11 protein-coding genes are annotated in these 12,654 nt (G+C 40.2%); 2 read left to right on the forward strand and 9 right to left on the reverse strand.

What is annotated here, in order from left to right; all coding sequences use genetic code 11:
* Nucleotides 1-25: 25 nt before the first annotated feature.
* The 5 genes from pgm to bioB all read right to left on the reverse strand — a co-directional run bounded on the left by pgm (nucleotide 26) and on the right by bioB (nucleotide 5,503).
* Complete coding sequence (gene pgm, locus FNT16_RS15400; protein ID WP_143872417.1) at nucleotides 26-1,669, reverse strand: phosphoglucomutase (alpha-D-glucose-1,6-bisphosphate-dependent); 1,644 nt, start codon at nucleotides 1,667-1,669, stop codon at nucleotides 26-28.
* Nucleotides 1,670-1,839: 170 nt separating this feature from the next.
* The gene (gene bioD / locus FNT16_RS15405; RefSeq protein WP_143872418.1) at nucleotides 1,840-2,523 is read right to left on the reverse strand and encodes a dethiobiotin synthase; all 684 of its coding nucleotides are present in this window, start codon (nucleotides 2,521-2,523) and stop codon (nucleotides 1,840-1,842) included.
* A 3-nt stretch (nucleotides 2,524-2,526) separates the two neighbouring features.
* On the reverse strand, nucleotides 2,527-3,300 hold the full coding sequence (locus FNT16_RS15410; protein ID WP_143872419.1) for a methyltransferase domain-containing protein: 774 nt from the start codon (nucleotides 3,298-3,300) through the stop codon (nucleotides 2,527-2,529).
* A complete protein-coding gene (locus tag FNT16_RS15415) occupies nucleotides 3,288-4,457 on the reverse strand; it encodes an aminotransferase class I/II-fold pyridoxal phosphate-dependent enzyme (protein WP_143872420.1) in 1,170 nt (389 codons plus the stop codon). The genes FNT16_RS15410 and FNT16_RS15415 overlap by 13 nt, the downstream gene beginning before the upstream one ends.
* Nucleotides 4,457-5,503, reverse strand: a complete 1,047-nt coding sequence (bioB, locus tag FNT16_RS15420) for a biotin synthase BioB (protein ID WP_143872421.1) — start codon at nucleotides 5,501-5,503, stop codon at nucleotides 4,457-4,459. The genes FNT16_RS15415 and bioB overlap by 1 nt, the downstream gene beginning before the upstream one ends.
* 105 nt (nucleotides 5,504-5,608) lie before the next feature.
* On the opposite strand from bioB, the gene bioA reads away from it, so the two are divergent.
* Nucleotides 5,609-6,880, forward strand: coding sequence for an adenosylmethionine--8-amino-7-oxononanoate transaminase (gene bioA / locus FNT16_RS15425; protein WP_143872422.1), 1,272 nt, complete (start codon nucleotides 5,609-5,611; stop codon nucleotides 6,878-6,880).
* Between the two features lie 79 nt (nucleotides 6,881-6,959).
* Here bioA and FNT16_RS15430 read toward each other — a convergent pair whose 3' ends face one another.
* Nucleotides 6,960-7,358: a hypothetical protein gene (locus FNT16_RS15430; RefSeq protein ID WP_143872423.1), complete on the reverse strand. Its 399-nt coding sequence runs from the start codon at nucleotides 7,356-7,358 to the stop codon at nucleotides 6,960-6,962.
* 62 nt (nucleotides 7,359-7,420) lie between these two features.
* Here FNT16_RS15430 and asnS point away from each other — a divergent pair, with 62 nt between their 5' ends.
* On the forward strand, nucleotides 7,421-8,815 hold the full coding sequence (asnS, locus tag FNT16_RS15435; RefSeq protein ID WP_143872424.1) for an asparagine--tRNA ligase: 1,395 nt from the start codon (nucleotides 7,421-7,423) through the stop codon (nucleotides 8,813-8,815).
* 82 nt (nucleotides 8,816-8,897) lie between these two features.
* Here asnS and ihfA read toward each other — a convergent pair whose 3' ends face one another.
* The 3 genes from ihfA to pheS are packed head-to-tail and all read right to left on the reverse strand — an operon-like array spanning nucleotide 8,898 to nucleotide 12,589.
* On the reverse strand, nucleotides 8,898-9,200 hold the full coding sequence (gene ihfA, locus FNT16_RS15440; protein WP_143872425.1) for an integration host factor subunit alpha: 303 nt from the start codon (nucleotides 9,198-9,200) through the stop codon (nucleotides 8,898-8,900).
* A 2-nt stretch (nucleotides 9,201-9,202) separates the two neighbouring features.
* A complete protein-coding gene (gene pheT / locus FNT16_RS15445; RefSeq protein ID WP_143872426.1) occupies nucleotides 9,203-11,590 on the reverse strand; it encodes a phenylalanine--tRNA ligase subunit beta in 2,388 nt (795 codons plus the stop codon).
* A gap of 18 nt (nucleotides 11,591-11,608) precedes the next feature.
* Nucleotides 11,609-12,589, reverse strand: a complete 981-nt coding sequence (gene pheS, locus FNT16_RS15450; protein ID WP_143872427.1) for a phenylalanine--tRNA ligase subunit alpha — start codon at nucleotides 12,587-12,589, stop codon at nucleotides 11,609-11,611.
* Between the last annotated feature and the right edge of the window lie 65 nt (nucleotides 12,590-12,654).

Genomic DNA, 12,654 nt, shown 5'->3' on the forward strand with positions numbered 1-12,654 from the left:
TAAGCATTATCATGCTTATAGCGGGTTAAACACCCGCCTTAGTAAAAGTTTGATTTACTATCGCTTGAGCTTCAGCAATAATTTTTTCTAGGTGGGCCTGACCTAAAAAGCTTTCACTATATATCTTGTATATCTCTTCAGTCCCTGATGGTCTGGCTGCAAACCATCCATTTTCAGTGACCACTTTCAAACCGCCAATTGCTGCCTGATTACCCGGCGCATGTGTCAGTTTAGATATAATTTTTTCGCCTGCCAACTCTGTCGCTTCTACATCGTCAGCAGACAAGTTCTTTAAAACCTGCTTTTGTGCACTCGACGCTGGCGCATCAATACGGCTATAGATGGGTTCACCGAATTGAGAAATCAAGGCTTGATAATGTTCAGCTGGATCTTTTCCTGTGACCGCTGTAATTTCTGCGGCAAGTAGAGCCAATATGATGCCGTCTTTGTCAGTTGACCAAACTGTACCATCTTTTCTTAAAAATGAAGCACCCGCACTTTCTTCGCCGCCAAACCCATAACTGCCAGAATACAAACCATCAACAAACCATTTAAAACCGACAGGTACTTCAGATAAATTTTTACCGAGCGCTTTTGCGACTCTATCTATCATGCTTGATGAAACTAAAGTTTTACCGATAGCCAAAGAATCTGCCCACTCTTTTCTGTGAGTATACAAATATTGAATCGCGACAGCTAAATAATGGTTTGGATTCATTAAACCAGCTGAACGTGTCACTATACCATGTCGATCGTAGTCAGGATCGTTACCCACAGCAATATCAAACTTGTCTTTGAGCTTAATAAGACCGGCCATTGCATAAGGTGAAGAACAATCCATACGGATTTTGCCGTCTTTATCCAATGTCATGAAAGAAAAAGTTGGATCGACTGCATCATTAACCACTTCGATGTCTATGCCATATGTTTTTGCAATCACGTCCCAATAAGCAATACCAGAGCCGCCCAGTGGATCAACCCCAATTTTCAAACCTGAATCGGCAATAGCTTGCATGTCGATCACATTTTTTAAATCATCGACATAAGGTTGAATGAAATCATATTCTTCAACCAAATCAGATTTCATTGCTAATTCAAAGGGTGTCTTTTTGACATCTTTTAAACCCGCTAAAATGATCTCGTTTGCACGCGCTTGAACTACATTCGTAATATCTGTGTCGGCTGGGCCGCCATTCGGTGGGTTGTATTTAAAGCCGCCATCTTGAGGCGGGTTGTGACTTGGGGTGATTACCACACCATCTGCTAAATTAGCCGGTTTATCTTGATTATGCGTTAAAATCGCATGAGAAATGACCGGGGTTGGCGTATATCCGTGACCCGCTTGAACTTTGACTTGGATACCATTGCCGACAAATACTTCAATAGCGGTTGCAAATGCACACTCTGACAAAGCATGCGTGTCCATCCCAACATACAGAGGACCTTTGATGTTATGACTATTTCGATATTCAACAAGCGCCTGACTTATCGCTGCAATATGACTTTCGGTGAAAGTTGAGCTAACAGAAGATCCTCTGTGACCTGATGTACCAAAGCTAACTAACTGCTGTTCATTTGGTTTGTTTAAGTAATATTGGCTAACTAAACGTGGGATATTAACCAAATCTTGTTTTTGTGCAGGCTGCCCTGCTCTTTCATGCAACGCCATGTTATTAATCCTTAACGGTTTTAAAGAAAAATAGGGGTCTCTATTATTTCATTTTATTATAAATCATACTTCGGTCGTATTTATCTTTATCTACGCATAGCTAAAAAGATAACAACTTCTGTATAATTTAATGTACCTGCATGTCGTAAATTTTACAATCGCCAAATTCACTACAAAATACAATCGATGGATAAATATTCTTGTGCGGACTGACCCTGAGTTAATCGAGGTACAGTGCCCAACTTAGGTGCATCAAAATGTTTTGCAATGTAGGATTCTAACGTAGTTATATTTTCTGCCAAATAAGGCATTTCACCTTCGATACAATTAGCAACCCAACCTAACAAAGTGACACCGGACTGTTTTATCGAATCCAAGGATAACAATGCGTGATTTAAGCAGCCCAGTTTCATACCAACGACCAAGATAACTGGAAGCTTGTTGTCTGCCACCCAATCTGACATAAACTCGTTTTCATTCAATGGGAGTTTCCAACCACCAGCCCCTTCAATAATCAAATAGTCAGCTTCTGTTTTGAGTATGTCTTGATACGCCTTTTGAAGCACCTCTTTGTTTAATGCTACATTTGCTAATTGTGCAGCGATATGCGGTGCAATAGCGGGTTCTAAAGCGATTGGATTAACTGTTGAATAAGTCAACGGAACACTAGCTGACTGTTGTAAGATTAATGCATCTTCATTAATTAAGCCGACCTCATCGGTTTCACAACCGGCTGCAATTGGTTTAAATCCAATTGTTTTGCCATATTTTGATAGTTTTTCTAATAATGCAGATGCAATTTTGGTCTTCCCGCTTTCAGTATCGGTTGCGGTTATAAAAATAGGTTTTGTCATAATTTAAATCTTGTTTAAAACACAATACGCAACAGACCAGCTAGCAAATTTTTGACCATTTTTATTGATAGGGTAAGCCGCTTCGAGCTTAGCCAATCTGTCTTTAGTAAGCGGCTTTACCTGACGCGTTTGAGTTAAGGTATTCGCGCCTATCGCTTTGAGTTCTTGTAATAATTCGTGGGCACTACCATAACAAGTTTTCTCTTCAATAGTATCAATTTTTTGTATTTTCAAATGGCCGCATTGTGACAAAACGTCATTTAATGTTTTATAAGGCATAAATTGATTTACATGCGGTGCACTATCTAAACTTTGGTAAGCCGTTTTAAGTTCTTTTAGAGTACCATCGATTAATGTGGTAAAAACCAGCTGCCCACCAGGCTTTAACACGCGCGCTGCCTGCTGTACGACTTTTGACAACTCGCACCATTGCCATACCAAAGATGAAAAAACATGGGTAAAACTGTGGTCTTTAAAAGGTAACTGATGAGCATCGGCTGCAACGAATGTGTGGTTCGAGTCAACAACTTTGTCCTTAGCGATTTGCAACATCCCAGGAGCAACATCAACGCCGATGTAACGAATTGATGTTGCAAATTTCTGTAGATTACCTGTTCCGCAGCCAACATCAAGCAAAGTCGAGTCTGGTGATAAAGTCAACAGATTGCTCGCTTGTTTTATTACCCGTTTCTGCAGTTTAGCTGACGCATCATAGCTTGCCGCAGCTTTACTAAAATGACGAGCAACAAAAAGCTGCTCAGCATTTAATTCTGGCATATTTTTAGTCTCTCACAAGATTCTTTGAGTGCAAACAACATGGCTTTTATTTGTTGATGACTATGTAAACTTGTCAATGTGATTCGAATGCGACCCGCATGCGCTGGTACGGTTGGTGGGCGTATTGCAGTAACCCAAAAGCCTTGTTTTCTCATTTCGGATGCCAACAGCAAGGTACTTTTATTATCGCCTACCACTATCGGTTGGATTGCCGAATCTGATCCTGTCATTTCAAAGCTAAGTTCGGCTAAGATGTTTTTAAAATAGGCTATATTGTCTCTTAGCTTGTCTCTTCGCCATTGTTCTAACCGAAGTTTTTCAATTGCGATACGGGTCATTTCAGCAAGCACGGGGGAAAATGATGTACTGTAGATATAACCTCTGGCATGATTCACTAGATATTCTATGAGTTGCTGAGAACCACAGACAAACGCTCCGCTGGTACCAACTGCTTTACCAAAAGTCGCGGTAAAGATATCAATGTCAGCTGCGTTGGCATTTGATAATGAGAGGCTTCCCTCACCTTGTTTACCAAAAACCCCCACGCCATGTGCATCGTCTAACATAACCCCTGCATCATGTTGTCGTTTGGCAGCAATCACTTCATCAATCGGAGCATGATCTCCGTCCATTGAAAATATGCCTTCGGTGACAATCAATTTATAATTATCAACAGACTCAAGCCGTTTTTTAAGGTGCGCTATATTATTATGCTGAAAGCGAATATTTTTTGCATTTGCCTCTTTTCCACCATCCAATAATGACGCATGGTTCAATTTATCTTGAACAATCGTATGCTGCTTATTTGTCATTAAATTTTTCAAAATACTGCTATTTGCTGTAAAACCGCTGGTAAAGAGCAAGCAGGATTCGAAACCGAGCCAATCACAAATCGTTTCTTCTAACGCCTGATGTGAAGGATGGTAACCGTTGATTAAGGGCGAGCCGGTACTCCCTGAGTTTAACTGCACCTCCCTCCATGTTTGTTGAAGCTTTGTATCAACAGCCAATCCGAGATAATCGTTACCGGAAAAATTTACATAATGTTTGCCGTCAACCTCAACATAGCTGTCATGAGGCCGACAAACCATCCGAGAACGATAACTATCTTTTGCCTGTTTTTCAGCCAATAACTGCTTAATACTTTCGGGCAGCATTAACTAGCAGCAGCATCATAAAATAAAGGCGAAGTCTCACTTTCAGCGACCGCTTCTTTTATCGCCGCTTCAGTTATATCATCAGAATACCCCTGACGCTGTTCTGGTTGAATGCCTAGCTTGGCAAACAATTCCATATCTTTATTACCTTCAGGGTTCTCAGTGGTTAATAGTTTTTCACCGTAAAAGATACTATTTGCGCCTGCAAAAAAGCATAAGGCTTGCATTTCATCATTCATTTCTGTTCGTCCAGCTGATAAACGAACATGCGATTTAGGCATCAATATTCTGGCAACAGCGATTGTTCTGATAAATTCAAAATGGTCAAAGTCCTGATTATCAGCCAATGGTGTCCCTTCTACACGAACTAGCATGTTAATGGGCACACTATCCGGATGTTCGTCAAGGTTTGCTAAGCTTTTCAATAGCCCCGCTCTGTCTTGCGACTTCTCCCCCATACCAACGATACCACCACTACAAACTTTCATACCGCTTGCGCGGACATTTTCCAAAGTATCCAAACGGTCTTTAAATGTTCTTGTGGTAATAATTTCACCGTAATATTCAGGTGAAGTATCTAAATTATGATTATAATAATCTAAGCCAGCTTCTTTTAAAGTTATCGCTTGTTCCCGGCTTAACATGCCTAACGTCATACAGGTCTCCATCCCCATCTCTCGTACACCTTTGATCATTTCAACAATGTACGGAATATCTCTATCTTTAGGGTTACGCCATGCTGCCCCCATACAAAAACGTGTTGATCCGTTTTTGCGCGCAAGTTTCGCTTTTTCAAGAACTTGCTCAACCTCCATTAACTTTTCTTTATCCAAACCTGTGTCATATCGAGCACTTTGTGGGCAATATTTGCAATCTTCAGGACATGCACCCGTTTTGATTGATAACAAGGTACTGACTTGAACCTCGTTCGGATTAAAAAACTGTCGGTGAATGCTTTGTGCTTTAAATAACAAATCATTAAACGGTAACTTAAAAAGTGCTTGAATTTCGTCTAGTGTCCAATCGTGACGGATAACTGCCTGCATGTTTAAAAACCCACTTAGTATATTTAGGCTTGATAGTTTATGCCTGTTCATTACACTGTCAATATTTTCGATTACAAAAATTGACAACTGGGTGGTTTTTATACAATGCAGCTAGATTATCGCTTTGATCGTGAACATATATGGCATCCCTACACCTCTCTTACTAACCCGTTACCTACATATGGTGTTATTGAAGCTTATCAAAATCGTTTGCTGTTAGATTCAGGCAAAGAATTAGTTGATGGTATGTCTAGTTGGTGGGCGGCTGTGCATGGTTATAACCACCCGTATCTAAACGATGCGTTAAAAAGACAAAGCGAAAAAATGTCGCATGTCATGTTTGGTGGCATTACACATCAACCCGCAATTGATTTATGTAAAAAATTAGTCGCGTTAACCCCTGCCGGGTTAGATAAAGTATTTTTAGCCGATTCGGGATCAGTCAGTGTCGAAGTCGCACTAAAAATGGCCATTCAATACTGGCAAAGCCAAAATCAACCTCAAAAACATAAAATGCTAACCGTTAAAAATGGATATCATGGCGATACATTTGCAGCAATGTCAGTTTGCGATCCGGTAAATGGTATGCATACACTGTTTAATCAGGTTATTCCAAACCATTTCTTTGCTTCTGCTCCAAGCTGTCCATTTGATGAACCATTTAACGCTAGCTGTATACAAGAAATGGAAACTTTATTGCAGCAAAATCATCAGCAAATCGCTGCGTTAATCATAGAGCCTATCGTTCAGGGTGCAGGTGGTATGCGCTTTTATCACCCTGAATATTTACGTCAATTACGTCTTTTAACAGAAAAATACGAGGTTTTACTGATAGCCGATGAAATTGCAACCGGTTTTGGCAGAACAGGAAAATTGTTTGCGTGTGAGTGGGCAGGTATTACACCCGATATCCTTTGCTTAGGGAAAGCACTCACAGGTGGTTATATGACATTGGCCGCCACATTGACGACCGATAAAATTGCAACGGGTATCTGTAATGGTCAAGCGGGTGTATTTATGCATGGCCCTACTTTTATGGGAAATCCACTTGCCTGTGCGGTGGCTAACGCATCCATTGAATTACTGCTAGAAAACAACTGGCATTTACAAGTATCGAATATTCAAGCTTGGTTAGAAGCGCATTTACTTCCACTGGCTGAATTTGAAAAAGTTAATAATTGCCGAGTTTTAGGTGCAATTGGAGTAGTTGAGTTAAAATCTTCAGTGCCAATGGAACAAATTCAAGCTTTTTTCGTAGAGCAAGGTGTATGGATCAGACCTTTCGGCAAGCTAATTTATTTAATGCCGCCGTTTATTAGCCAACAATCGGACATAACTAAACTGTGTAATGCAATTAAAAGCTGGCTACAAGGTTAAACAAAAATACTGTCAAATGCGCTGAGTTGTTTGTTGGTTGCTATGTCCCTCTACATATACAAATTAGCTCAGTTCATTTTTAAAATTGTGGAAATATGTTAAATAACAAATACAAGACAGCTGCAATACAAACCAGCAATAACAAGATTAAATTGTAGTGGAAGTGGTCTGACTTTCGCTTTAAGCGGCGAAGATTGAGAACCATGGCGAATACTGTGATTACACTGCAAATGACTAATTGAATAAACAGTAAATCAGTCCAATCCTGAAGCCAGACATCGCGATAGGTGTCTTCTATTTTTTTATACTTTGCATACCCAGGAACTTTCTCTGGACGCGCTAAACGAAACCATATCATGGCCAGTATAAAACTTAACCAGGCTAACAAATTTGTCAGCCTAATGACTTTAATCAATGCGTCAGATCCTTTTCTGCGCTCAATTTCATTGTTTTTCGTCGTTTTTTGCTTGTTTATCATATTCCAATGGGTAACATATCGCTTTCACTTTAATAATCAGATTCTGCCGGAGCAAAATTGACATGAGTCACGCTGCAATTAGTGATGTACTAGCGGGTAAACACCAAGTAGACCAACAAATAACCTTAAAAGGCTGGGTGCGCACAGTGCGTTCTAACCCAAACTTTGCCTTTATTAACTTACATGATGGTTCATGTTTTGATCCGATTCAAATTGTCGCAGATAATAAACTGTCTAATTATGCTGAAGTTTGTAAGCTTACCACTAGCTGTTCACTTAGTGTAACGGGTAAACTGGTTGAATCTTTAGGCAAAGGCCAATCTTTTGAAATTCAAGCTGAATCAATCGAAATCATTGGCATAGTAGAAGATCCAGACACCTACCCGATGGCCCCCAAACGCCATAGTGTTGAATACTTACGAGAACATGCACACTTGCGTCCTAGAACCAATATGATTGGCGCAGTTACGCGTGTACGAAATTGTTTAGCGCAAGCCATTCACAGGTACTTTCATGAAAATGGATTCCAATGGATTGCAACTCCAATTATTACAGCCAGTGATTGTGAAGGTGCGGGTGAAATGTTCCGCGTTTCAACTTTAGATATGGTTAATCCTCCGTTAAAAGAGGACGGCAAAGTTGATTTTGCTGAAGACTTTTTTGGAAAAGAAGCATTTTTAACCGTATCAGGTCAGTTAAACGTAGAAACATATGCTTGTGCTCTATCCAAAGTATATACCTTTGGTCCAACTTTTAGAGCAGAAAACTCTAATACAAGTCGCCATCTAGCGGAATTTTGGATGGTCGAACCAGAGCTAGCGTTTGCAGATTTAGCAGATGTCGCCTCTTGTGCTGAAAACATGTTGAAGTATGTATTTAAAGCCGTACTGGCAGAGCGCATGGATGATCTGGAATTTTTTGATTTGCGGATCCAAAAAGGTTTAATTGAGCGCCTAAAAACCTTGTCGGAGCAAGAGTTTGTCCGTATGGATTACACCGATGCAATTGAAATTCTTAAAAATTGCGGTCAAAAATTTGAATTCCCAGTTGAATGGGGGATCGACTTATCTTCCGAGCATGAAAGATATTTAGCGGAAAAACATGTTGGTGGGCCGGTAATCTTGCAAAACTATCCAAAAGATATTAAAGCATTTTACATGCGTCTAAATGACGATAATAAGACAGTTGCCGCAATGGATGTACTCGCACCAGGTATCGGCGAAATTATTGGTGGTAGCCAACGAGAAGATAGATTAGATGTGCTTGACGAACGTATGATCGAAGTTGGACTTTCACCAAACGATTATTACTGGTACAGAGATTTACGTAGATACGGCTCTGTACCACATGGTGGCTTTGGCTTAGGTTTTGAGCGCTTGGTCGCATATGTCACTGGTATGCAAAACGTTCGTGACGTCATTCCTTTCCCAAGAACACCTAAAAGTGCTACTTTTTAATAAGTAGCACTTTTTTTTCACCAAGCTCGCTAAGCCAGATAAAACAAAGGTGTTTTAGTTTAAAACTAAAACACCTTTTTATTTATTCTGGCTTTTTCAAATCAGCGGATTCAACTCGATTCTTTAATTTTTGTCCGGGTCGAAAGGTCACAACTCGGCGCGCCGTAATCGGTATATCTTCCCCTGTTTTAGGGTTTCGACCCGGCCGCTCACTCTTATCGCGCAAATCAAAATTACCAAAACCGGATAATTTAACTTGCTCGCCATCTTCAAGCGCGGCTCTAATTTCCTCAAAGAAAATTTCAACCAAGTCTTTTGCATCACGCTTGTTCATACCAAGCTTTTCAAACAAATGTTCTGCTATTTCGGCTTTCGTTAACGCCATACTTAATCTCTCAATGTGGCACCAAATTTGGCTTTTAGTTGAGCAACAACTGCATCAGTTATCGCTGAGATATCTTTTTCTTCCAAAGTTTTTTCTACGTCTTGTATTATCAATGAAACTGCAAAGCTTTTTTTCTCTTCGGCGATGCCAGCTCCTTCATAGACGTCAAACAAGTTTAGTTCAACTAATTGATTTCCGCCAACTTTTTTAATTTCATTTAAAATTAACCCAATTTGACTATCTTTATCAACTGTAAAAGCTAAATCACGACGATTTGAAGGATATTTAGAGATTGCTTGTGCTGTTGTTATTTTACTCTGTAGTAAAACGTCTGTTTGCAATTCAAATACAAAAGCTTTGGTTTTTAAACCAATCGTTTTTGCAACTTGTGGATGCACTGCCCCAACAAATCCTAAATATTCACTATTTTTATAAATAGCAGCAGATTGGCCAGGATGCAAGGCGCTATGCGATTGAATTTTAAACTCATATTCGGCAGTTGCGTCAATTTCAGATAAAATCGCTTCGACATCGCCTTTAATATCGAAAAAATCGACCGGTGATTTATCAATATCCCAATGCTCGCCCGCTTTTAATCCAGTGATCACCCCAGATATGATATGAGTTTGTTTAACGCCATTTTCTGCACTTTCATCTGGAATAAACTTTAAACCCGCTTCAAAAAGGCGCACTCTGTTTTGTTGCCGGTTGGCATTATAAATCACAGATGACAACAAGCCTGGCAAACAAGAGACTCGCATTACTGACATATCAGCTGATATCGGATGAGGTAAGGTTAAACCCTCGAGGTCAGGGTGTAAGGCGGCTTGAACTTTAGGATCAACAAATGAATAAGTGATAGCCTCTTGATATCCTAAAGTAACTAAACTCGCTTTAACGCTATTTAACGTTTTAACACTTTCAGGCTGCGCTGACATTTTTAAATAGCCACTTGGCGCAACTGTAGGTAAATTGTTGTAACCGTAAATTCTTGCAACTTCTTCAATTAAATCGACTTCAATTGAGATATCAAACCGATAGGATGGAACCTGAGTCACCCACCCTTTATCCGTTTTCTCTGGTTGCATTCCCAACCGTTGCAACATTTCATGTACGATCGCGGTTTCAATGGAAACCCCCAAACGCTCATCTAATTTTTCTTTACGGAGTTCAACCGAAACTTGCTTTTCACCGGTCGTTGGCAATTCGACCGGATTGGCTGGACCTACTTCTCCACCACAAATTTCAATAATCAGTTGAGTTGCTCGTTCAATTGCCAACAATTGGATGTTCACATCCACGCCACGTTCAAAACGGTGTGAAGGGTCGGTATGTAAACCATACTCACGTGCTTTACCCATCATATAGTCAGGCGAGAAAAAGGCACTCTCTAAGACAATGTCTTGCGTATTGGCTGATACTCCAGAATCTAGCCCACCGAATATTCCGGCTAAAGCCAACGCTTTTTGACTGTCTGCAATAACCAAGGTATCAGCGGTTAAATTGATTTCTTGGCCATCTAATAGAGTCAGTTTTTCTTGCTCGTGCGCATAACGAACAGCAATTTTTTCACTTACATTGGCTAAATCAAAAGCATGCATAGGTTGACCAAGCTCAAGCATGACATAATTGGTTACATCGACAATGGGATCGATTGAGCGAATTCCACTGCGTCTTAACTTCTCGACCAACCATAGCGGTGAAGCTTTAGTTACATCCACATTTTTGATGATCCGACCAACATATTTAGCACAAGCATCAGGAGCTGTAAGTTCAATCGGCAAAATATCTTGATGAGATGCTTTTACAGGCTCAATAACAGGTTGACATATATCATGATTATTCAGAACGCCGACCTCTCTTGCTAAGCCAGCAATGCTTAAACAGTCGGCGCGATTAGGTGTTAAGTCGACTTCGATAGACACATCATCTAATTGTAAATACTGACGTATGTCCTGACCGATCGGCGCATCCAATGGAAGCTCCATAATCCCAGGTGCCTCTTCTGCCATCCCAAGTTCTGCTTCAGAACACAACATACCAAATGAAGGTACGCCGCGTAATTTTGCTTTTTTAATTTTAAAATTACCTGGTAGTACGGCACCAATAGTCGCAACGGCCACTTTTAACCCTTGGCGACAGTTTTTGGCACCACATACGATATCTAACAACTCTGCTTGTCCAACATCGATTTTTGTTACTTGTAGTTTTTCAGCGTCAGGGTGAGGTCCGCACTCCACAACATGGCCAACAACCACCCCAGAAAACGCCCCTGCTACATTTTCCACAGCGTCAACTTCTAAACCAGCCATTGTGATTTGTTCTACCAATTCATTACGGCTTATTTTCGGGTTAACCCACTCTCGTAACCAAGATTCACTAAACTTCATAAATGCTCCGAATAAACCTTATTTGAATTGTTTTAAAAAACGTAAATCATTTTCGAAAAATGCACGCAAATCAGATACGCCATAGCGCAACATGGTTAATCGCTCGACCCCCATGCCAAAAGCAAAACCACTATATTTTTCCGGATCAATGTTCACTGCCTTGAGCACATTTGGGTGTACCATACCGCAACCGAGCACTTCTAACCATTTGCCATTTTGACCTTTCACATCGACTTCTGCTGAAGGTTCAGTAAACGGGAAAAATGAGGGTCTAAATCGAACTTCAACTTCTTCTTCAAAAAAGTTCTGTAAAAAGTCGAATAATATACCTTTTAACTGCGCAAAATTAACCTTTTCATCAACCAGCAAACCTTCTACCTGGTGAAACATCGGTGTATGGGTTTGATCATAGTCATTACGATATACACGCCCCGGAGAGATAATTCTCAACGGTGGCTGTTCAGTTTCCATCGTTCGAATTTGCACACCTGAAGTTTGTGTTCTTAAAACCAACTTAGGATTAAAATAGAAAGTGTCATGATCAGCACGTGCCGGATGATTATCCGGTATATTTAAAGCATCAAAATTATGCCAGTCGTCTTCTACCTCAGGTCCGGTTCTAACTTGAAAACCTAACTCAGTAAAAAACGATTCTATTCGCTGAATAGTTTTACTAACCGGATGTAAACCACCAACTTCAGCACGTCGTCCCGGAAGCGTAATATCTACTTTTTCTTCGTTTAGTTTTTTATCCAACTCTGCTTGTAAAAAAGCTTCTTTCTTGTCATTTAATAGCGCTTGAACTTGCTGTTTTGCTTGGTTTATTGCCTGTCCTGCTTTTGGTTTTTCTTCTGCTGGCAACTTCCCTAACTGTTTCATTTGTTCAGTAAATTGTCCTTTTTTACCTAAGTACTGAACTCTTATTTCATCTAGCGCAATGATATCATTTGCGGCAGCGATAGCTTCTTCAGCTGATGCAACTATGCCATCTAAATTCATTTAGAATAATCCCCAGATTGGTGGCTATTGGTTCAAAAATTAAAGCCGATAATTCTAACCGATTT

Source organism: Catenovulum sediminis, assembly GCF_007289895.1.
Taxonomy (GTDB): domain Bacteria; phylum Pseudomonadota; class Gammaproteobacteria; order Enterobacterales; family Alteromonadaceae; genus Catenovulum; species Catenovulum sediminis.

Coding starts and splice junctions, on each gene's coding strand:
- pgm (WP_143872417.1), bottom strand. CDS start 1,669: ATGGCGTTGCATGAAAGAGCAGGGCAGCCTGCACAAAAACAAGATTTG.
- bioD (WP_143872418.1), bottom strand. CDS start 2,523: ATGACAAAACCTATTTTTATAACCGCAACCGATACTGAAAGCGGGAAG.
- FNT16_RS15410 (WP_143872419.1), bottom strand. CDS start 3,300: ATGCCAGAATTAAATGCTGAGCAGCTTTTTGTTGCTCGTCATTTTAGT.
- FNT16_RS15415 (WP_143872420.1), bottom strand. CDS start 4,457: ATGCTGCCCGAAAGTATTAAGCAGTTATTGGCTGAAAAACAGGCAAAA.
- bioB (WP_143872421.1), bottom strand. CDS start 5,503: ATGCAGGCAGTTATCCGTCACGATTGGACACTAGACGAAATTCAAGCA.
- bioA (WP_143872422.1), top strand. CDS start 5,609: ATGCAGCTAGATTATCGCTTTGATCGTGAACATATATGGCATCCCTAC.
- FNT16_RS15430 (WP_143872423.1), bottom strand. CDS start 7,358: ATGATAAACAAGCAAAAAACGACGAAAAACAATGAAATTGAGCGCAGA.
- asnS (WP_143872424.1), top strand. CDS start 7,421: ATGAGTCACGCTGCAATTAGTGATGTACTAGCGGGTAAACACCAAGTA.
- ihfA (WP_143872425.1), bottom strand. CDS start 9,200: ATGGCGTTAACGAAAGCCGAAATAGCAGAACATTTGTTTGAAAAGCTT.
- pheT (WP_143872426.1), bottom strand. CDS start 11,590: ATGAAGTTTAGTGAATCTTGGTTACGAGAGTGGGTTAACCCGAAAATA.
- pheS (WP_143872427.1), bottom strand. CDS start 12,589: ATGAATTTAGATGGCATAGTTGCATCAGCTGAAGAAGCTATCGCTGCC.